General features: G+C 71.5%; 19 protein-coding genes. 15 read left to right on the top strand and 4 right to left on the bottom strand.

Annotated features, from left to right (window positions below; genetic code table 11):
- Positions 1 to 70: 70 nt before the first annotated feature.
- The gene (locus tag J0I43_RS12620) at positions 71 to 1,078 is read left to right on the top strand and encodes a Gfo/Idh/MocA family oxidoreductase (RefSeq protein WP_292864284.1); all 1,008 of its coding nucleotides are present in this window, start codon (positions 71 to 73) and stop codon (positions 1,076 to 1,078) included.
- An 18-nt stretch (positions 1,079 to 1,096) separates the two neighbouring features.
- Here the strand turns inward: J0I43_RS12620 and J0I43_RS12615 are convergent, their stop codons facing one another.
- From J0I43_RS12615 to J0I43_RS12605, 3 genes are read right to left on the bottom strand one after another with little or no spacing between them, the layout of a single operon-like run.
- Complete coding sequence (locus tag J0I43_RS12615; RefSeq protein WP_292864283.1) at positions 1,097 to 2,641, bottom strand: DapH/DapD/GlmU-related protein; 1,545 nt, start codon at positions 2,639 to 2,641, stop codon at positions 1,097 to 1,099.
- Positions 2,638 to 3,738: a substrate-binding domain-containing protein gene (locus tag J0I43_RS12610; protein WP_292864280.1), complete on the bottom strand. Its 1,101-nt coding sequence runs from the start codon at positions 3,736 to 3,738 to the stop codon at positions 2,638 to 2,640. The genes J0I43_RS12615 and J0I43_RS12610 overlap by 4 nt, the downstream gene beginning before the upstream one ends.
- Entirely contained in the window at positions 3,735 to 5,690 is a 1,956-nt protein-coding gene (locus J0I43_RS12605; protein WP_292864278.1) for a heparinase II/III family protein, read from the bottom strand. The genes J0I43_RS12610 and J0I43_RS12605 overlap by 4 nt, the downstream gene beginning before the upstream one ends.
- Before the next feature lie 73 nt (positions 5,691 to 5,763).
- On the opposite strand from J0I43_RS12605, the gene J0I43_RS12600 reads away from it, so the two are divergent.
- The 11 genes from J0I43_RS12600 (at position 5,764) to J0I43_RS12550 (ending at position 17,060) form a co-directional block, all read left to right on the top strand.
- Positions 5,764 to 7,764, top strand: coding sequence for a DUF2264 domain-containing protein (locus J0I43_RS12600; RefSeq protein WP_292864276.1), 2,001 nt, complete (start codon positions 5,764 to 5,766; stop codon positions 7,762 to 7,764).
- Between the two features lie 42 nt (positions 7,765 to 7,806).
- Positions 7,807 to 9,072 carry an ABC transporter substrate-binding protein gene (locus J0I43_RS12595; RefSeq protein ID WP_292864273.1) on the top strand — a complete coding sequence of 422 codons (1,266 nt, stop codon included), beginning with the start codon at positions 7,807 to 7,809 and terminating at the stop codon, positions 9,070 to 9,072.
- Positions 9,073 to 9,160: 88 nt separating this feature from the next.
- Positions 9,161 to 10,117 carry a carbohydrate ABC transporter permease gene (locus tag J0I43_RS12590; protein ID WP_292864270.1) on the top strand — a complete coding sequence of 319 codons (957 nt, stop codon included), beginning with the start codon at positions 9,161 to 9,163 and terminating at the stop codon, positions 10,115 to 10,117.
- Positions 10,117 to 11,031, top strand: coding sequence for a carbohydrate ABC transporter permease (locus J0I43_RS12585; RefSeq protein WP_292864267.1), 915 nt, complete (start codon positions 10,117 to 10,119; stop codon positions 11,029 to 11,031). Before J0I43_RS12590 ends, J0I43_RS12585 begins: the two co-directional genes overlap by 1 nt.
- A 3-nt stretch (positions 11,032 to 11,034) precedes the next feature.
- Complete coding sequence (locus J0I43_RS12580; protein ID WP_292864265.1) at positions 11,035 to 11,685, top strand: ferredoxin-NADPH reductase; 651 nt, start codon at positions 11,035 to 11,037, stop codon at positions 11,683 to 11,685.
- A 17-nt stretch (positions 11,686 to 11,702) separates the two neighbouring features.
- Complete coding sequence (locus tag J0I43_RS12575; protein ID WP_292864263.1) at positions 11,703 to 12,926, top strand: glycoside hydrolase family 88 protein; 1,224 nt, start codon at positions 11,703 to 11,705, stop codon at positions 12,924 to 12,926.
- Positions 12,923 to 13,822 carry a fumarylacetoacetate hydrolase family protein gene (locus tag J0I43_RS12570; RefSeq protein WP_292864261.1) on the top strand — a complete coding sequence of 300 codons (900 nt, stop codon included), beginning with the start codon at positions 12,923 to 12,925 and terminating at the stop codon, positions 13,820 to 13,822. The genes J0I43_RS12575 and J0I43_RS12570 overlap by 4 nt, the downstream gene beginning before the upstream one ends.
- Complete coding sequence (kduD, locus tag J0I43_RS12565) at positions 13,819 to 14,583, top strand: 2-dehydro-3-deoxy-D-gluconate 5-dehydrogenase KduD (protein ID WP_292864259.1); 765 nt, start codon at positions 13,819 to 13,821, stop codon at positions 14,581 to 14,583. The genes J0I43_RS12570 and kduD overlap by 4 nt, the downstream gene beginning before the upstream one ends.
- A gap of 46 nt (positions 14,584 to 14,629) precedes the next feature.
- Complete coding sequence (gene kduI / locus J0I43_RS12560; RefSeq protein ID WP_292864257.1) at positions 14,630 to 15,475, top strand: 5-dehydro-4-deoxy-D-glucuronate isomerase; 846 nt, start codon at positions 14,630 to 14,632, stop codon at positions 15,473 to 15,475.
- Positions 15,472 to 16,446, top strand: coding sequence for a sugar kinase (locus J0I43_RS12555; protein ID WP_292864255.1), 975 nt, complete (start codon positions 15,472 to 15,474; stop codon positions 16,444 to 16,446). The genes kduI and J0I43_RS12555 overlap by 4 nt, the downstream gene beginning before the upstream one ends.
- A complete protein-coding gene (locus J0I43_RS12550) occupies positions 16,443 to 17,060 on the top strand; it encodes a bifunctional 4-hydroxy-2-oxoglutarate aldolase/2-dehydro-3-deoxy-phosphogluconate aldolase (RefSeq protein WP_292864253.1) in 618 nt (205 codons plus the stop codon). The genes J0I43_RS12555 and J0I43_RS12550 overlap by 4 nt, the downstream gene beginning before the upstream one ends.
- A 10-nt stretch (positions 17,061 to 17,070) precedes the next feature.
- Here J0I43_RS12550 and J0I43_RS12545 read toward each other — a convergent pair whose 3' ends face one another.
- Entirely contained in the window at positions 17,071 to 17,694 is a 624-nt protein-coding gene (locus J0I43_RS12545; RefSeq protein WP_292864463.1) for a GTP pyrophosphokinase family protein, read from the bottom strand.
- 203 nt (positions 17,695 to 17,897) lie between these two features.
- On the opposite strand from J0I43_RS12545, the gene J0I43_RS12540 reads away from it, so the two are divergent.
- From J0I43_RS12540 to J0I43_RS12530, 3 genes are all read left to right on the top strand, one after another.
- The gene (locus tag J0I43_RS12540) at positions 17,898 to 18,971 is read left to right on the top strand and encodes an FUSC family protein (protein WP_292864251.1); all 1,074 of its coding nucleotides are present in this window, start codon (positions 17,898 to 17,900) and stop codon (positions 18,969 to 18,971) included.
- Positions 18,972 to 19,163: 192 nt separating this feature from the next.
- On the top strand, positions 19,164 to 19,751 hold the full coding sequence (locus tag J0I43_RS12535) for a PadR family transcriptional regulator (protein WP_292864249.1): 588 nt from the start codon (positions 19,164 to 19,166) through the stop codon (positions 19,749 to 19,751).
- 93 nt (positions 19,752 to 19,844) lie between these two features.
- Positions 19,845 to 20,693 carry a sulfurtransferase gene (locus J0I43_RS12530; RefSeq protein ID WP_292864247.1) on the top strand — a complete coding sequence of 283 codons (849 nt, stop codon included), beginning with the start codon at positions 19,845 to 19,847 and terminating at the stop codon, positions 20,691 to 20,693.
- Positions 20,694 to 20,715 lie beyond the last annotated feature (22 nt).

Here is a 20,715-nt window from a genome sequence, read left to right as displayed (position 1 = left end):
GATGCCGAGGCTTCGGTGTCCGCCCGCACGGGCGTCACCGCCCCCGCCCGAGGAGCGCTAGCGTGGCGGGATGAGTGACACGCCGACGGCGGGCTGGGCGGTTCTGGGCGCGGGCGAGATCAGCGGGGACTTCCTGCGGGCCCTTCCGCACGCGACGCTCGGCACGCTGCGCGCCGTCGGCGCACGCGACGCGGCACGCGCGCGGAGCTTCGCCGACGGGTTCGCGGAGGCGTTCCCGGACGTCGCCGTCGGTTCCTACGATGACGTCCTCGCGCGCGAGGACGTGGATGCCGTCTACATCGGCACCGTGCACACGACGCACGCGGAGCTCGCCCTCGCAGCGCTTGCGGCGGGCAAGGCCGTGCTGTGCGAGAAGCCGCTCGGCATCGACGTCGTCGAGACCGAACGCGTGCTGGCGGCGGCCGACGCCGCGGCGCTCCCGCTGGTCGAGGCGTTCAAGTACCGCTTCGGGCCGTTCCCCGATCTCCTGCGCGACCTCGTCGCGAGCGGCACACTCGGCGAGATCACCGAGGTCGAGACATCCATCGGGTTCGCGGCGGACCGCGGCATCCGGCGCCTGTTCGATCCGGCGCTCGCCGGCGGCGCGATCCTGGATGCGGGGTGCTATCCCGTCTCCCTCGCCGTGGGCGTCGCGGCGTGGGCGGGGCGTCTGGACGTCGGGCAGCCGGCGATGGTCGCCTCCGCCGCGGGGATGATCGGCGAGACCGGAGTGGACGAGGACGCGCGAGCGGAGCTCGACCTCGGCGGCATCCGGGCTCTCGTCTCGACGTCGATCACGCGTGCGCTCCCGCGCGCAGCGACGATCCGCGGCACGCGTGGCGAGCTCGAGATCCCGAACGTGTGGGGGAGTCGTGTCTCGTCGACGGGCGAGGCGGTGCTCCGCCGGGACGGCGGCGAGGAGCGCATCTCCGCCCCGATCACGAGCCCCATGGCTGCCGAGGCGGACGCGACGGTCGCGGCGCTGCGCGCCGGCCGCACGGAAGCGCCCGAGATGCCGTGGACGCAGACGCGGGCGACCGCGCGGCTGCTCGCGGACTGGCGCGCCGCGCTCGGCTGAGCCTCGCGCGACGGCCCGTCACGCGAGCGAGTCGACGCTCTCCGGCCGGTGGATGCCGCGCGGTCGATAATCGAGCGCGTCGGCGAGCCCCGCGAGATCGGCGAGGTACCAGACGATCGCGAGCCACATCTCGGTGCCCTGCAGACCCGGCTCGTCGTCGGGGCCGAAGGAGATCCCCGCGAGCGGCACCCACCGCGTCAGCGCGTCGGCGAGGAGGTCGCGGCCGAGCGCGACGACCTCGGTCGTGCGGTGGCCCGTCGAACGGGTGAGCCACAGCGGGTGCGCGACGTCGAGAACGTTGCAGGCATTCCGGCGGTCGGGGGCGAAGAAACGCTCGTCACCCGCGTGCGCGAGCACGGTGTCGATGACGCGCTCGGGGTGCGGCACCGGGACGCCGAACTGTGCGAACGTCCCGCGCGTCGCGCGGTAGAAACCGTTCACCGGCAGCAGCATCCCGGTGTCGGGTGCGGGCTCACCCCAGACCCCGGAGACGGGGTCGGTGTGGGTGACGAGCCAGCCGAACAGCGTTTCGGCGTATCCGGCCGGTGCCGCCGCACCGGCTCGGCGGCACCACAGCAGCGCCGTGCCATAGGCGTCGACCTCGTGCCCGGCAGCCCAGGCATCCGTCGCCCACGGCAGTGCGTCGAGCGCGGTCACGAGGTCGGCGGAGGCGAGGAGCGCGGGCCGCTCGGAGAACGATGCTCCGAGCAGGTCCAGCGCGTACCCGGCGCACAGCACGCGGTAGGACGGGTCGGTGCCATCGTCGAGGGGCCACGTGTCGATGAGCTCGCGCCACGACGCGGCATCCCGCTGCGGCGGCGTCTCGGCGAGAAGGAGGTCCGCGATCTCGACGGCGTCGCACTGCGCGCGCAGGGTCGGCGCCGCGCCGGGGCGGTCGGCGAATCGTCCGGCGTCGGGCTGCCAGGACCGCTCCAGCACGACGGACGCCTCGCGTCGGGCGGTGTCCGCGAATGTCGCGACGGCGTCCCGGAGCGGGTCGACGGGCGGGACGCGCCATTTGAGCACCCGCGCCGGATTCCCCCCGATGACGGCGCCCGCCGGCACGTCCTTCGTGACGATCGCGCCCGCTGCCAGGACCGCACGGGAGCCGACGGTGACGCCGTCCAGCACGACGACGTGCGATCCGATCCAGACATCGTCGCCGATCCGGATGCCGCGGGAGGTGAGGGGCTGAAGCCGCACCTCGACATCGGGCTCCATCGTGTGGTTGAACCCGAGGATCGAGGTGTGCGCCCCGATGCGGGTGGCGTCGCCGATCACGACGTCACCGCGGATCACGGTGTACGGATTGACGCTCACATCGCGACCGATGCGCAGCGTGCCCGTGAGGTACGCGCCCGCGGCGACGTAGGAACGGTCACCGAGGTCGAGGACGTCGGCGTCGATCGCCGCCAGGTCCGAGACGAAACAGTGCGCGCCGATCCGCCACTCGGGGTGGGCAGCGCGCAGGGATGCCTGGGCCTCGAGCTGCGCGACCTGGGCGGCGGCATCCGCTTCCGTCCAGAACGACCAGGGCGAGTGCTGGAATCGGTCGACGCTCATGCGCGCACCTGCGCCGTGGACTGGCGGACGACGAGCGTCGGGCTGAGGATCGCGCGGTGCACGGGGCGTGACGGGTCCTCCAATCGCCGGGCGAGGAGGTCGACGGCGGCCGCGCCGACGGCGGCCCGCGGGGGGCTCACGGCGGTGAGCGCGGGGGTGAAGAGCTCCGCGACCTCGTCGTCGTAGGCCACGACCGAGAGGTCGCGCGGGACCGACAGGCCCCGGTTGAGGGCGATGTCGATGAACGCCATCGCCTCCGGGTCGGAATGGATGAGCAGTCCCGTCACTCCGCTTGCGAGGGCCGTGTCGATCGCCGCGTTCACCGACGCCGTGAAGTTCGGGCCGTTGCGGTCGGGGAAGTACTCCTCGAAGTGCTCGGACGGGGAGAGCTCGAGCTCCGTGCACGCCGCCTCCCACCCGCGCACGATCTTGCGGCCGGTGGGGGAGTCGCGCGAGAGGATCAGCCCCACCTTGCGGTGGCCGAGAGCGGCGAGGTGCCGCGCCGCGAGGACGGCGCCGAACGCGTGATCGCTCGTGACGCTCTCGACCGGAGCGCGGTCGGGTCCGCCGAGGGCGTCGCGTTCGACGAAGACGCTCGGCAGCCCCGAATCGGCGAGCCACTGCACGACGTCCTGCGCGTGCGGGGTGTCGGTGTTGGGCGCGAGGACGAAGCCGCGCACGTCGTGCTCGTCGACGAGGCGTTCCAGAACGGGTCGTTCGTCCTGGAGCTCGTACGATGCCCCGCGCAGCACGAGGGTGAGGCCTCGGCGGCGTGCTTCCGTCTCCATGCCGCGGATGACCCCGGGCCAGTAGTAGTTCAAGGACGGCACGAGGACGGCGAGCGATCCCGTCGTGTGCGCGGGGGCGTTCTCCGCGGCGGCAGGCACGCCGCCCGCAGGCGGCACGGCACCGCCGTGCACCCGGACGAGGAGGCCCTCCTTCTCCATCTGCGCGAAGTCGCGCCGCAGGGTCACGGGCGCGACATCGAGTTCGTCGGCGAGCTGCGCCATGCGCACGACGCCGTCGCGGGCGAGGGCCGCGAGCACGTGCGCGCGGCGCTCGGCGCCCAGAAGAGCAGGCGTGGTCTGGTCGGTCATGCGGGGTCCTCCGCGATCATGTCGTCTCTTTCTACCGTCAGGTGGAAGCTGTCGCGCGCACCGACGTCGAGTCGGATGCGGGTGAGTCGGTCGCCCCAGACCGCTGTCAGCATCGGATCGTCGACTGTGCGCACCTCGAGCGCGGCCGTGATCCCGGCCGGCCAGCGCAGCCGTACGGGGGACCCGCCCTCCAGCGGCCGGATCCGCGCGCCGCCGCCGAGGTGAGCGGGCACGATCTCCACGTCGCCCGCGACGATGAGATGCTCGACGATCTCGACGGGTGCCGACGCCGACCAGGTGTCGCTGATCTCGACGTGACCCGTCGCACGGTCCAGCCGCGCCGTGCGCACGAGCGCGTCGAGGGCCCCGGTCGCGTAGGCGGGGGCGAGGTCGAGGGTCACTCCGGCATCCGTCGCCTCGATCAGCCGGGCATGGAACCGTGCGCCCGCGGGCTGTCCGGCGCCGTCCACCATCGGCACGCTGTGCCACGCGCTCTGCATCGTCCAGATGTCGTAGCGGCCCGGCCCGAACGTCTGCTTCGTGTACGTCGGTCGTCCGGCATCCACCAGCACGGGAACGCCGTCGCTCGCGACCACGAACGAGCCCACGTCGTTGTGGTTGTGGTGCTCGCCGTTGTGGCCGCCCTTGACGGCGAGGGCCAGCCCCGCGGCGTCGCCGTCCCGTCCGCGGGCGAGCAGCACCTCGACGGACGGCAGCCACACCGACGCCGGAAGGGGGGAAGTGGCGGATGCCGCGCTTCGCCACTGGGCATCCGCGAGGGCGAGCAGCGTCCGCCCCGCACCCGACGACGCGTCCGCGAGCGGTGTGCCGGCACCACGTTGCGCGAGCGCATGACGACGGGCGTCGTCGTCGCCGGCGCGGATCGCCGCGCGGAAGAGAGCGTGCCAGGGCTTGTGCTCGACGGGTCGAGCCTGCCCGTCGGCGAGATTGAGGTACCAGCCCGCGCCGAGGTGCATGCGGTGGGGGAAGGCGACCGTGGCCCGCAGGGCCGGGACGGCCGCCCCCAGCGACACGCGCCCCGCTGTCGCGTGTGCCAGCACGTCGAGCGCCTCGAGGGCACGACATGCACCGTTCCACCAGTACTCGTACCCCTCGTCGATCGCGCCGTCGTCGGGCAGCGCCGCGACGTAGCGGTCGAGGCCCCCGACGGCGAGCTCGATCACCTCGGCGCGCACGGCGGCATCCCCGGGCTCGTCCAGCAGTCGCAGCGCCGCGACGAGGACGTTGCCGTGGATCCACGGGTTCCAATTGTGGACGTCGCCGTCGAGGCCGATCCAATGCCAGTCGCGCCGCGCGCGGAACGGGGCGAATACGCGGGTGCGTGCCTCGTGGCGCATGCGGGAGCGCACGCCGGGGTAGCGGGCGTCGAGCTCTGCGCCGAGGAGCTGATCGATCCAGGCGAGCTGCGCCACGACCTCGCCCGCGCCGAGGTCCAGGAAGGGATCGGTCACGGTGGCGAGGACGGAACCGTGCCGCTCCCACGTGTCGTCGTGCGCCGGCCAGCACCATGAGGACTGCTCGCAGAGCAGCACGATGCCGTCGACGACCTCGTCGATCCAGGCATCCCCCCGCGCGGCACCTTCCCGTGTCGTGGCGACCATGACGGCGGCGCGGGTGAGTCGGTGCGTGCGAGCGAACGCGGGCTGCTCCCAGGCGACGCGGTCGCCGTCGCGGTGGACGCGAGCGGCCGCGCTCGCGAGCGGCTGCGGCCAGGGGGTGCCGCGCTCGGCATCCGCGACGGCGGCGATCGCGGCGAGGGTCGTCTCGTCGACCGCGTCCCATACGCTGGAATCGGACGCCGGCGGCAGCGGCAACGCGTCTTCCGGCTGCGCGATCAGCGTGATCCACTCCGCGGGCAGGGCTACGGCGAGCGGTCCGCGAAAGCCGTCCATGGCATCCCTCTCCTCAGCGAGTTCCTCTGAAGCGATCATAAACGATCATTAAAATTCAAACAAGGACTTGTTATGAACGAAAGAGATTGCTAATCTCCGAAAGTGTTCGGGAATGACCCGAGTGCACTTCAAGGGAGAAGACGTGGGCGAGACAACCTCCGCACCGGTCGCGAGCGCTCACGCCATCCGCGATTGGACGCGCGAGCAGTGGGTGGCCCACGCTGATCGCCTTCTCGCCGGCGCCCGCGCCTGGGCTTCCGACGATTTCGCCCGCATCACACCTCCAGGCGACGAGGGCGGCTACGGACACGCGATCGACGGACTCGAGGGATTCGCCCGCACGTTCCTGCTCGCGGGCTTCCGCATCGCCGGCGCACGCGGCGAGGGCGTCGACGCCCTCATCGCCGACTACTCCCGCGGCATCGCCGCCGGTGTCGACCCCGCGAACCCGAACCGCTGGGTGCGGATGGGCGAGCACGCGCAGGCGAAGGTGGAGGCGGCATCCATCGCCCTCATCCTCGACATGACCCGCCCGTGGATCTGGGATCGCCTCGACGCCCGCACGCAGGAGCGGGTCATCGACTACTTCGCGCCGGTCGTGGGGGACGAGACCTACCCGCAGACCAACTGGGTCTGGTTCCGGATCGTCGTCGAGACCTTCCTGCGCTCGGTCGGCGGCCCGTGGTCCGAGCGCGACATCCGCGCCGACCTCGCCCGCCACGACTCGTTCGTGAAGGGCGACGGCTGGCTCTCCGACGGCGACGAGCGCTCCTACGACCACTACGTGGGCTGGGCGCTGCACCTCTACCCCATCCTGTGGTCGCGCATGCAGGGCGCCGCCGACCTCGCCGCAGGGCGCACGCCCGCCGACATCGCGCGGCTGGACCGCTACCTGCAGGATGCCGTCGCCCTCGTCGGCGGCGACGGGTCGCCCCTCATCCAGGGGCGGAGCCTCATCTACCGCTTCGCCGCCGCGGCGCCGTTCTGGGTCGGCGCCTTCGCCGAGGTGCCCTCGATCTCCCCCGGGCGGCTGCGGGTCGCGGCATCCTCGATCGTGTCGCACTTCGCGGAGCACGGGGCGCCCGACGCGGACGACCTGCTCTCGATGGGGTGGCACGGGCCGTGGCGCCGCCTCGCGCAGGGCTACTCCGGCCCTGCGTCGCCGTACTGGGCGACCAAGGGCATGCTCGGCATCGCGCTGCCCGCCGACCACCCGGTGTGGACCGCGCCCGCCGAAGAGCTGCCCGTCCAGCAGGCCGACGAGCTGCGGATCGTCGCGCCCGCCGGCTGGGTCGTATCGGGGACCGTCGCGGACGGGATCGTGCGCGTCATCAACCACGGAACCGATCACGCCTTCCCGGACGCGCTCGTCGGGGATTCTCCCCTGTATGCGCGGATGGGCTACTCGACAGCGACCGCACCGCTGCACAACGGGGATGCCTGGGCGGAGCCGCTCGAGCAGTCCGTCGCCCTCGTCGACGCGGCCGGCCGTGCCACCCACCGCGCCGCGATGGAGCTGCGGGGCGTGCGTGTCGACGACGGCGTGGGCGTGGCGGGCTCGACGACGCGCGCGCACTGGATCACGCCGGACCTCACGCAGACGCTGCACGGCTCGGGAATCCGCGGTGCGGTCACTATCGCGGGCCGCATCACCACGTGGTCGCTCGTGCGCGGCGCTTGGGAAGTGCGGATCGCCATCGTCGATTCCCTCGAGGGCGAGGCGGCCGATGCCGCGCTGCGCGTCCGCATCGGCGGCTGGGCGCTCAGCGGATCGGAGAGCGATGTCGACGGGGAGACGACGGCCGGCGCGGCCTCGGCCCGCGCCGGCGGTGTGGCGGCATCCGTCCACGCTCTCACCCCGGGCGGACGCCCGTCCCTCGCGCGGCGTCTGTCGGCCAGCCCGCTCGGCGACGTGTCGCTCGTGCCGATCGTCGAGTACGACGTGGTCGTCGGCAGGCCGATCGTCACGGCGGTCGAGCTCACGGGCACCACGACGACGGCGCCGCCCGCCGTCACCCTCGACGGCGGCGCCGCCGTCGTCGTCTGGCCGGACGGTGCCTGCACCACGACCGGTCTCGCAGATGTCCGATCCGTCACCGCGGCGGACCGGTAACCCGCCCACTGTTGGGGCACTCGCAAAGGAGCAGCAAGACACATGAACCGAAAGATCGCAGCAGCCGGTGGCCTCGCCATCGTCGCGACCCTCGCCCTCACCGCATGCAGCGGTGGCTCTTCCGACCCCGCCGAGTCGGGCGCCTCGGCCGCCCCGGTCACTCTGACCCTGTCGGGCTGGAGTCTGGCGACGACCCCCGAGTTCCAGGCCCTCGCCGACGGGTTCGAGAAGGCCACCGGCAACAAGGTCGATCTCGTCGAGTACGACCCGGCCGAGTACAACACCCTCCTGACGGCCGACCTGGGGGCGGGCTCGGGCCCCGACATCATCACGCAGAAGGAGGTCAAGTACGTCTCGACGCTCGTCGCCGGCGGCCAGCTCCTCGACGTGTCCGACATCGAGATCCCCGACTCCGTCAGCGGTGCCGCGTCCTACGAGGTCGACGGAACGCAGTACGCCACCCCCTACCGCCAGGACTCCTGGGTCCTCTTCTACAACAAGGACATCTTCGACGCCGCCGGCGTCGCGTACCCGGACGGCTCGTGGACGTGGGATGACTACGACGCCGCCGCGAAGGCGCTGACGACCGCCGACCACTACGGCACGTACGAGCACCGCTGGCAGTCCACCACCCAGGGCTTCGCGAATGCGCAGTTCGACGGTGACATCTTCTCCGGCGACTACGAGTACATGGCGGACCTCTACGACCGCCGCCTGGCGCGCGAGGCCGCCGGTTACCAGATCGACTTCGCGACCTCCAGCGCGAACAGCCCGACCTACCAGGGCGAGTTCGGCAAGCAGCATGCGGCGATGCTCCCGATGGGCACGTGGTACGTCGCGACGCTGATCTCGCAGCAGAAGTCCGGTGAGGCCGACACCTTCAACTGGGGCTTCGCACCGATCCCGCAGAAGGACTCCTCGACCGTCGACGAGCCCGTCACCTTCGGCGACCCGACCGGCTTCGGCATCAACGCCGCCATCGACAGCAGCAAGACCGCTGCCGCGAAGCAGTTCCTCGAGTACGCGATGAGCGATGACGCGGCCGCCATCCTGGCCGGTATCGGCATCACACCGGCCAACACGTCCGAGACGGTGGCCGACGCCTTCTTCGGCGTCGAGGGCGCCCCGACCGACGACCTGTCGAAGTTCGCGTGGTCGACGCACGACACCAAGCCCGAGAACCCCACCTCGGACAAGACCGCCGCGGTCCAGACGATCCTCGGCACGATGCACACCGAGATCCTCATGAAGACCAAGTCGGTCCAGCAGGCGATCGCGGACGCGGACGCGGCGTTCAAGGCTCTCTGAGCCGCCGAACCCGCACCACCCCTCCGGTGCCGGGCGCGCATCTCGCGCCCGGCACCGGAACCCACTGAGAGACAGTCCGGAGAACGCCATGACGAGCGCCACCGCCGACAGGATCGGCATCCCAGACACGAGCGGGACCGACCCGACCCGCCGTCCCCGTCGCTCCAAGCTCGCGCTGCGCAACACGCTGCTGGGCTGGAGCTTCATCCTGCCGAACTTCCTCGGCTTCGCGATCATCACGCTGATCCCCGTGGCGACGCTCTTCTACGTCGCGCTCACCGACTTCAACATCTTCGGCAAGGGTCAGTTCATCGGGCTCGAGAACTTCCCGAAGCTGTTCGCCGACCCCCTCTTCCAGCGCTCGGTCGTCAACACGTTCTACTACGCGATCCTGCACGTGCCGCTCACGATCGCGGTCTCGCTCGGCCTCGCGCTGCTGCTGAACACGAAGCTGCGCGGCATCGCCTTCTTCCGCACGGCCGCGTTCTTCCCCTACATCACCTCGATCGTCGCGATCGCGCTCGTGTGGAACCTCCTGTTCAGCCCGGACTACGGTCCGATCAACGAGTTCCTGCGCTTCATCGGCATCCAGAACCCTCCCGGCTGGCTCACGTCGCAGGAGTGGGCGATGCCCTCGATCGTCATCATCAGCACGTGGCGCGACATGGGCTACTACATGATCCTGTTCCTCGCGGGCCTGCAGACCGTGCCCCGCGAGCTCTACGAAGCGGCGCGTGTGGACGGCACCAACGCGTGGCAGCGGTTCTGGAACGTCACGCTCCCCGGCATCCGCCCCACGATGTTCCTCGTCACGGTCCTGCTGACGATCGCGTCGTTCAAGATCTTCGACCTCATCATCGTCCTCTCGCCCGGCGGCACCGCGGCGCCCAACCAGGCGACGGTGGTCCTCAGCCAGTTCATCTACCAGAAGGGCTTCATCGAGTCGAAGTTCGGGTACGCCTCGGCGGGAGCCGTCGTCCTGTTCGCCATCTGCCTCGGCGCGACCGTCATCCAGTTCTTCGTCAACAAGAAGCGGAGTGCGTGATGTCCACATCCGATCTCATCGTCGGCGCCACGGTCACCGAGGTCACGCCCGAGAAGCCCGGCTTCGATCCGCTGCAGTCCTCCAAGCCCGCGCGCGGCAACGTGCTGCGCATCATCGGCAGCATCCTGCTCGTCCTCTTCGCCCTGGCGCTGCTCGTCCCGTTCGCCTGGATGGTGCTGAGCTCGTTCAAGGACTCCAACGAGGTGTTCTCGGTCCCGGTGAAATGGCTGCCCGAGACATGGCACTGGGAGCACTACATCGAGCTGTGGACCAAGACCGACATGGTCACCTGGCTGCGCAACACGATCGTCCTGTCGGTCGTCGTGACGTTCCTGCAGGTGCTCACCGGCTCGTTCGCCGCGTACGGCTTCGCCAAGGTGCGCTTCCCCGGTCGCGACATCCTGTTCCTCGTCTACCTCGGCACGATCGCGGTGCCGTGGCAGTCGTACATGATCCCGCAGTACATCATGATGGCGCAGGCGAAGCTCACGAACACCCTCGTCGCGATCATCGTGCTGCAGGCATTCGGCGCGTTCGGCGTCTTCCTCATGAAGCAGTACTTCGAGTCGATCCCCGAAGAGCTCAGCGAAGCGGCCCGCATCGACGGGCTCAACGAGTACTCGATCTGGGCGCGCATCATGCTGCCGCTGTCGGGCCCCGCGCTCGCATCGCTCGGGCTGCTGACCTTCGTCAACACGTGGAACGACTACCTCGGACCCCTCCTGTATCTGCGCAGCCGCGAGAACTGGACGGTGCAGCTCGGGCTCAAGAACTTCGTCGCGAACAACGTGGATGCCGACTACGCGATGCTCTTCACGGGGCTCACCGTGTCGGTCATCCCGATCGCGATCATCTTCCTGATCGGGCAGCGGTACTTCGTCGAGGGCATCGCGACCTCGGGCCTGAAGGGCTGACCCGTGCGCTTCGACAAGATCCAGGGCGCCCTCGACACCCTCGGCACGGCCGTCGCCGTCAATGTCCTCCTCGCCGTGACGGCGGCGCCGCTCATCGCGGTCGTCGTGTTCACCGACGCCTTCGCGCTGTGGCCGCTGGTCGCCGTGACCGCGGTGCTCGCCGCGCCCGGCCTGACCGCCGCGTTCACCGTGTTCGCGGCGCCGCACGACGGGGTCTTCCGCACCTTCTGGCGCGGGTATCGGGCGACCTGGCGTCGCGCGAGCGCTGTCGCGGGCGTCGCCGCGCTGGTCGGCGTCGTCCTCGTCGTCGACGTCCGCTTCTTCGCCGACACGCCGTTCGCGCAGGCCGCCATGGTGGTGCTCGTCGTCACCGGGCTGCTCGTGGCCGGCACCGCCCTGCTCGCGCTCGCCGCGATCGCGGAGGCTCCGGGCACGTCGGCGCGGGACGCCGTGCGCCGCGGCGCCTGGTTCGGCGTGCGGCGGTGGTACCTCACGGCACTCAGCCTCGTCGTGCTCGTGGTCTACGCCGCCGCGTTCGTCGCCCTGCCGCTGCTCGCCCTGTCCGCGTTGGCCTCCCCCGCGCTGTACCTGGCGTGGACCAACAGCCGCTTCACCCTGCACCCGGCCGACCACCTCGCCCACGTGCGCGCCTGACTCCAGAAAGACCTCCCATGACTTCCACCCCCCACACATCCGCCGGCGCGCCCGCCCCGGGAGCGTCGACGCTGGGCGCCGACACCCGTACCGCCGCCCTCGACGCGGCGCTCGCGACCGTGCGCCGCAACATCACACTGCACGGCGACCTGTACCCCGACGACACGACGCACGCGAACCGGTATGAGCTCCGCCCGGCGGCCCCGGGCTTCGCCGCGGGCGCCAACCGCGGCTGGACGACGAGCTTCTGGTCGGGTCAGCAGTGGCTCGCGTGGGAGCTCACCGGAGACCAGGACTTCCGCGCCGCGGCCCTCCGCCACGCCGACGACTTCGCCGAACGGGTGCGCGGCGAGCACGACCTCGACACCCACGACCTCGGCTTCCTGTACAGCCTCGGCTCCCTCACGGCGGCGCGGCTGGCGTCCACCGCTGCCGCGCGCGCCGACGCCCGTGCGGCAGCCCTCGACGCCGCCGATCACCTCATGCGCCGCTTCCTCGAACCCGCCGGTGTCATCCAGGCGTGGGGCGACCTGTCCGATCCGCGACAGGCGGGCCGCACGATCATCGACAGCCTCATGAACATGCCCCTCCTGTCGTGGGCGCACGCCGAGACGGGCGAGGAACGGTACGCCGACGCCGTGCGTCGCCACACGACACAGCTGCGCGAGCACATCCTGCGCGCCGACGACTCGACCTTCCACACGTTCTACTGGGACACGGTCACGGGCGAGCCGCTGCGCGGGGCGACCGAGCAGGGCGCGTTCGACGACTCCTGCTGGGCGCGCGGGCAGGCGTGGGGCATCTACGGCTTCGCGATCAACCACCGGGCGACGGGCGACCCGTCCCTGCTGGATGCCGCATGGCGCTGTGCCGAGTACTTCCTGGCGCACCTCCCCGCCGACGGCGTGCCGTACTGGGACCTCGTCTACACGGACGAGAACCCCGCACCGCGCGACAGCTCCGCGGGGGCGATCGCGGCCTGCGGGTTCCTCGAGCTCGCGCGCGTCGATCCCGATCCCGCCCGGGCCGCGCGAGCGCAGGCGTTCGCCGAGCAGCTCGTCGGCGATCTCATCGCCGGCTACACCCCCGCGCGCCCCGAGGACGCCGACGCGCTCCTCCTGCACAGCGTCTACGACCTGCCGAAGAACAACGGCGTCGACGAGGGCACGCTCTGGGGCGATTACTTCTACCTCGAGGCGCTCACCCGGCTCGCAGACCCCGAGTGGGTGACGTACTGGTGAGGCTCGTCACGGTGCGATCGGCCGGCGGTCCGCGGGCCGGCGTCGTCGTCGACGTCGCGGGCGTCGACCGCGTCGCCCTCCTCGCCGATCCGGTGACCGCGGTGCTCGGCGGAGGGGCGGCGCGTGAGCGCGCGGAGGATGCCGCGGCATCCGTCACCGCGGCATCCCCGGCCCTCGCGGCCCTCGATCTCGCCCCGCCCGTCACCCCCGGGAAGATCCTCTGCCTCGGCTACAACTACCGAGGACACGTGCCCGACGGTGTCGATCCGACCGCCGACGACCCCGCGTTCCCCGATGTGTTCGTGAAGACGCCCAACACGCTCGCCGGGCCCGATGACGCGGTCGTGCTGCCGACGGGCGCGGTGGATGCCGACTACGAGGGCGAACTCGCGATCGTCATCGGGCGGCGTGCGCACGAGGTGTCGCTGGCGGACGCGCTGGGCCACGTCGGCGGGTACACGATCCTCGACGACGTCTCCGATCGCGCGTGGCAGCGGAGGCAGAGCCAGTGGGCGCTGGGCAAGTGCTCCGACGGGTTCGCGCCGCTGGGCCCGTGGATCACCACGCGCGATGCGGCGCCCGACCCGCAGGACGTGCTCGTCGAAGTCGTACGGGACGGCGTCGTGACGGTGTCGCAGTCCACCGCGACGACGATCTTCTCGGTCGCCTTCGTCGTGCATCACCTGAGCCAGGTGATGACGCTCGAACCCGGCGACGTGATCTCGACCGGCACGCCGCAGAAGCTCCCCGCCGCCCAGGCGGCGCACCGCCCGCTCGCGGGGGGCGACACCGTCACCGTCCGCATCACGGGGCTGGGGGAGCTCACCACCCGCTTCATCGAACCGCTTCATCGACCCGGGGTAGCCTCGGGGACCACCACGGGAGAGAACGCATGATCCTCGACACCTTCCGCCTCGACGGCCGCACCGCCCTCGTCACCGGCTCCAGCCGCGGGCTCGGGCAGGGCGCTGCGGTCGCGCTCGCCGAGGCCGGGGCCGACGTGGCGCTCCTCGATCGCGGCGACGCGCGCGAGACGGCGGCGCGCATCGAAGCGCTCGGGCGGCGGGTGCACCGCGTGCAGCTCGACTTCGCCGAGGCATCCGCCGCCGAGTACGCGGCCGCCGTCGGCGAGATCGAGGACGCGCTCGCCCCGGTCGACATCCTGGTGAACAACGCCGGCACGATCCGTCGTGCCCCCGCCGCCGAGCACCCGGCGAGCGATTGGGACGACGTGCTCGCCGTCAACCTCGACTCCGTCTTCCACCTGTCCCAGGCGGTCGGGCGCGGCATGATCGCGCGCGGGCACGGCCGCATCGTGAACGTCGCGTCGATGCTGTCCTTCCAGGGCGGCATCCTCGTCCCCGGCTACACCGCGAGCAAGCACGCCGTCGCGGGGCTCACCAAGGCGCTCGCGAACGAGTGGGCGGCGTCGGGCGTGACGGTCAACGCGATCGCCCCGGGCTACATGGCGACCGATAACACGGCACCGCTGCGCGCCGACGAGGACCGGTCGGCGTCGATCCTCGCGCGCATCCCCGCCGGGCGCTGGGGCACGCCGGGCGACCTGCAGGGCGCCTTCGTCTTCCTGGCATCCGACGCCGCCGCGTACGTCACCGGCGCGATCATCCCCGTCGACGGCGGCTGGCTCGTCCGCTGACGCGCCCCCACCTACGACCCCGCATACCCCTCGAGAAGGAGAACCCATGACCGAGCAGCACATCCCGCAGCGCTACGCCACGAACCCCGCCCAGATCCCGGGGATGACGACGGCGCAGCTACGCGAAACGTACCTCGTCGACGACGTGTTCGTGCCGGGCGAGATCCGCCTGACCTACACACACCACGACCGGATCGTCCTCGGCGGCGCCGTGCCCGCGGGCGACGAACTCGTCCTCACGGGGTACCCGGAGATCCGCAGCGACCACTTCCTCGAGCACCGCGAGCTCGGCATCGTCAACGTCGGCGACACGGGCGCGGTCATCGCCGACGGCGAGACCTACGAGCTCGTGAACGGCGCGTGCCTCTACCTCGGCCGCGGCGTGCGCGACGTCCGGTTCCTGGATGCCGACGGGTCGGACGGCGCGTTCTTCTACCTCTTCTCGGCGCCGGCGCACACCACGTACCCGACTCAGCTCGTCCGCCCGGGCGAGGGCACCGTCCGCGAGCTCGGCGACCAGCTGACGAGCAACCGCCGCACCCTCAACCAGTACATCCACGAGAACGGCATCCGCAGCTGCCAGATCGTGATGGGCGTCACGCAGCTCCACCCCGGTTCGATGTGGAACACCATGCCGGCGCACACGCACGACCGTCGCACCGAGTGCTACCTGTATTTCGATGTGCCCGAGGACGCGCGCGTCATCCACCTCCTCGGCGAGCGGGAGGAGACCCGCCACCTCGTCGTCGCCGACCGTCAGGCCGTCATCTCGCCGTCGTGGTCGCTGCACTCCGGCGTCGGCACCGCGGCATACTCGTTCGTGTGGGCGATGGCGGGGGAGAACCAGGCATTCGACGACATGGACGCCGCCCCCGTCACCGACCTGAAGTGACGAGCGGCGTGCTGCCCGGCGCACTTCTCTCCGGAGTCCTGCTGGCCGCCGGCGAGACGATGGCGGTCGTCACGCCCCTCGACGCCGAGCCGGTGGAGGGTGCCGAGACGTTCCGCATCGACGCGGGCGGCGCCGAGTCCAATGTCGCCGCGCACGTCGCGGCGATGGGTCAGCGGGCCCGCTGGCTGTCGCGCGTCGGCGACGATCCGCTCGGGCGCCGCGTGTGCGCGCGCATCGCCGCACGCGGCGTCGACGTGACACCGGTGATCGTGGATGCCGCACACCGCACCGGCCTGTATGTCAAAGACCCCGGACGGGGCGTGCACTACTACCGCGACGGCTCGGCGGCTGCGCACCTCTCACCCGCGGATGCCGAGGCCGTCAGCCTCGACGACGTCTCCGTCGTGCACGTCTCGGGGATCACCGCGGCCCTCGGCCGTTCGCCGCACGGCGGCACGGCGCCCTCCTTCCTCGACGCGCTCATCGCGCGGGCGCGCTCGGTCGGCATACCCGTGAGCTTCGACGTCAACCATCGTGCCGCGCTGTGGCCGGCGGCGGAGGCCGCACCCGTGCTGCTCGATCTCGCGCGCCGCGCCGACATCGTCTTCGTCGGCCGTGACGAGGCCGAGACGCTGTGGGGCGCTGGGGCGGCGGCCGACATCCGCGCACTGCTGCCGCACGTGGCCGAGGTCGTCGTCAAGGACGGCGACGTCGGTGCGACCGTGTTCGCCGGCGCCGACGAGCAGTTCGTGCGCGCCCACCGCATCGACGTCGTCGAGGCGGTGGGGGCGGGCGACGCGTTCGCCGGCGGGTACCTCGTCGGGCGTCTGTCCGGGGCGCCCCTCGCCGAGCGCCTGCAGGCCGGCCATGACCGCGCTGCTCTCACCCTGGCCACGACGGCGGACTTCCCCGACGCGGCATCCACACCCTTCCTTCCGGGCACCGCCCTCACCGAAAGCGACCGCGCATGACCCTCGACACCGCCCCCTTCTTCGCCGAGACCTTCGCGGGCGCCCCGCTGATGGCGATCCTGCGCAGCGCCGGCGCGGAGCGCGCCGTGCGCGTCGCGACGACGGCGTGGGACCTCGGCCTCGACTCCGTCGAGGTGACGATCCAGTCGGATGCCGACGTCGAAGCACTCCGTGAGGTCGCCCGGCTCGGTCGTGAGCGCGGCGCGGTCGTCGGAGCGGGAACGATCATCCGCGCCGAGCAGGTCGCCGTCGCGCAGGATGCCGGCGCAGGCTATCTCGTCTCGCCGGGGCTCGACCCCGAGGTCGTCCGCGCGGCGCAGGCTGCCGGCATCCCGATCCTCCCGGGGGTGTCGACGCCGTCGGAGGTCCAGCGCGCGGTCGCGCTCGGGCTGACGTGGCTGAAGGCCTTCCCCGCGCAGTGGCTCGGCACGGACTGGTTCCGGCACATCCGCGGACCGTTCCCCGAGGTGCGCTTCATCGCGACCGGCGGGATGGACGCCGCCAATGCGGGTGCATTCCTCGACGCGGGTGTGAAGGTCGTCGCGGTCGGTTCGGCGCTCGAGGACGAGACGCAGCTCGCGCAGCTCGCCGAGCTGCTGCGCGCTCGACGCTGATCGCGGCCGGTCAGACCGCGCGGATCGGGCCGGCGCCCGGCCCGTGCAGCTGGCCGTGCAGCCTCTCCATGCGCGCGTCGAGCAGAGCGGCCGAGTCCGCGGCATCCTTCAGCTCGGTGAGGAGCCCGTCGGGGACGACGCCGGCGTACTTGTAGTAGATCTTGTGCTCGAGGCTCGCCCAGAAGTCCATCGCGATCGTGCGGAACTGCACTTCGACGGCGACGGCGACGCGGCCCGTGGAGAGGAAGACCGGCACCTCGACGATGACGTGCAGGCTCTTGTACCCGTTGTCCTTCGGCTCGGCGATGTAGTCCTTGACCGCGCGGATGGTGATGTCGTCCTGGGCGGTCAGGAGGTCGAAGAGGCGGTAGGCGTCCTTCGTGAAACTCGTCGTGACGCGGATGCCGGCGATGTCGGTGATCGCCGCCCGGATCGCGTCGAAGCTCGGCTCGACGCCCTTGCGGATGACCTTCTCGACGAGGCTGTCGGCCGTCTTCACGCGGCTCGAGACGTGCTCGATGGGGTTGTAATCGTGCATCTGCAGGAACTCGTCACGCAGGATGCCGAGCTTCGTCTCGACTTCGCGCAGCCCGAACTGGTACTCCAGCAGGAACCGCTGGAACTCGTCGCGCATCGCGCGCAACTGGTCGGGGGAGAAGCTCGCGACACCCTCGTCGGTCGTCACCAGGAGTTCTCGTGCATCGGTGCTCACCCGCCCGACGGTACCGGCGCAGGCTACGCGATTGCTGTGCGTCGCGGCATCCGTCGGCGTCCGTGCTGGCGCGGCTGACGTGCCGGCGGGGACCTGCGCAGTCGATGACGGGGGACAATGGAGGGGTGAGTCCGTCGCCCTTCCTCGTGCGCCTGCGCGCGGAGGCGGCCCACCTCGTGACGAGTCTCACGACCTTCGGACCGTCGACGGGGCGGCGGTGGCCCCTCGCCATCCAATCGGGGCTCGCGATGGCCGTGCCGATCGTCGGGCTCGCCCTCACGGGGCATGCCGACATCGCCCTGCTCGCCGCGAGCGGCGCGTTCACGGTCATCTACGGCGGCTGGCTGCGCCCGCGCCAGCGCGCCCGGTTCGCACCGATCATGGCGCTCGCCCTGTTCGCGTGCGCCGCCGCGGGCGTCCTCGCGGCGGGCGGCGGCACGATCGTCGTCCTCGTGGGCGGTCTCGCGCTCACGATCGTCGCGGCGAGCCTCGCCGGATGGTTCTCGCTGGGTCCGCCCGGACCCGTCTTCTTCGTCCTCGTGTACGGCCTGTCGGCGCAGGTCACCGCCGTCCGCGGCGGCGTCCGCGTCGTCGATCCATGGGTGTATCTGGCCGTCGTCGCGGCATCCTCTGCGTTCGCGTGCGTCCTCGTCCTGCTGCCGCTGCTCCTCCCGCGTTACCGGCATGAGCAGGTGCGCCCCGTTCGTGCGCTCTTCCCGCGCCGATGGGACGGTGTCGCGCAGACCCTCGCCGTCCGCGCCGCGATCGTCGCGGTAGTCGGGGTGGGCGCGGCGGCGTTCATCGACCCGGAGCGCTCGTACTGGATCATCTGCGCGGGGCTCGCCGTCGTCGGGATGCCGGTGGGTCGCCGCGCGGCGGCGGCTCGCGGCATCCATCGCACCGTCGGCACGATCGTCGGCGGGGCTGTGTACCTCGGGCTCGCGCTGCTGCCCCTGCCCATCTGGGCGCTCGGGCTGCTGCTGGGCGCCCTGCAGGTCGCGGTCGAACTCACCGTCGTGCGGCACTATGCGCTCGCGCTCGTCTTCATCACGCCGCTCGTGCTGCTCATCATCGGAGCCGCGACGGGCGAGGGCGCCAACACCGCGCTCGCCCTGGAACGCGTCGTCGACACGCTCGTCGGCGCGGTCGTGGGAACGATCGCCGCGCTCGCCGTGCGTCTGCGCGACGAGCGTGGGTGACTGACCGGCGCCGAGTCTGCTCGTTGTTGCCGAGATCGCCGGTTGTCATCCGTCGGTATCCGGCGCACTCGGAGATAGCGGGCGCACTCGGCGCCGTGATCGGGTGGTCTCGCCGTGCGTCCGGTTTCCTTGTATGCATATACTCGGAAATCAGATACTCGGTATGCCCGCCGGGTCGGACGGGAGACGCGGATGTCCATACGACAGAGCCTTCTGGCCATCCTCGATCAGGGCCCCTGCTACGGATACCAGTTGCGCACCGAGTTCGACCGCCGCACGGGCTCGACGTGGCCCCTCAACGTGGGGCAGATCTACAACACGCTCGAGCGGCTCGAGCGCGACGGTCTCGTCGCGAAGGGCGACGTCGACGAGCAGGGGCACGTGTACTGGCGCATCACGGATGCCGGGTCGGCGGAGGTCCGCGCGTGGTGGAGCGCACCGGTCGAACGGGCGGGCACGCGTGATGAGCTCGCCGTGAAGCTTGCGCTCGCCGCGACGCTCCCCGGCATCGACGTCGCGACGATGATCAGCACGCAGCGGGCGGCGTCGCAGCGTCGGTTCGATGAGCTGAGCGCGAAGTATGTCGCCGTCGATGTCACCGACCCGACCTCTCGCGTGGAGGCGCTGCCCCTGTCGGCGGCGCTGTTCACCGCCGAATCCGAAGTGCGTTGGCTCGGCCACGTCGCCGAGCGCCTCGCCGCCCAGCCGCGCCAGGCCCTCGCCCTCGAGCTCGACACCGAGAAGCCCCGGCGCGGGCGCCCGCGGAAGAAGAGCGCCTGAGCGGGTCGTTCAGCTGTCGTTCGCGCGGGGAATGCGGGTCCGGTTCCCGGCACAGCTGACAACTCGACGGGAGGCGCGCGCTAGTTTCGAGAGATGACAGGTCACCTGATCACTCCGCACGAACTCGACGCGCTTCTCCACGGCGACGGCGCCGCCCGCCCGCCCGTCATCCTCGACGTGCGCTGGCGGCTCGGCGGCCCGGACGGCCACCCGCTCTACCTCGACGGGCACATCCCCGGCGCGGTATACGTCGACCTCGAGCGCGATCTCGCGGCGCACGGCGCCCCGGCCGAGGGCAGGCATCCGCTGCCGAGCGCCGCGGCATTCGAGGCATCTGCCCGGCGCTGGGGTCTCGACGACGGCGATGTCGTCGTCGTGTATGACGACGACAAGGGCTGGGGCGCGGCGCGTGCGTGGTGGATGCTGACGGATGCCGGGGCCACCGCCCGCGTGCTCGACGGCGGCCTGGCCGCGTGGCGTTCCGCGGGGCTGCCGCTCGAGGTCGGCGACGTGGAGCCCGTGCCGGGCGGCGTGACGCTGCACCCGGGCGCGCTGACGCGGCTCACGACCGAGGAGGCCGCCGCCCTCGCCGCCCGCCCCGACGCCACCCTGCTCGACGCGCGGGCGGGGGAGCGCTATCGCGGAGAGGTCGAGCCGCTCGACCCGCGCGCGGGGCACATCCCCGGCGCGCTCAGTGCACCCACGACGGAGAATCTCGCCCCCGACGGCACCCTGCGCTCGGCCGACGATCTGCGGGCGCGCTTCGCGGGGCTCGGCCTCGGGGACGGGCCCGTCGGCGTGTACTGCGGCTCGGGAGTGAGCGCCGCCCAGCAGGTGCTCGCGCTCGCCGTCGCCGGCTACGACGCGGCTCTCTATCCGGGATCGTGGAGCGCCTGGTCGAATCAGCCCGACCGCGCCGTCGCGACCGGCCCCACGCCCTGATCCTCATCCGCCCCAGAGCTCA

The organism is Microbacterium sp. (assembly GCF_017305435.1).
In the GTDB taxonomy this organism is placed as follows: domain Bacteria; phylum Actinomycetota; class Actinomycetes; order Actinomycetales; family Microbacteriaceae; genus Microbacterium.
Note: the sequence above shows the minus strand (reverse complement) of the source record. Positions and strands in the feature narration are given on the sequence as shown.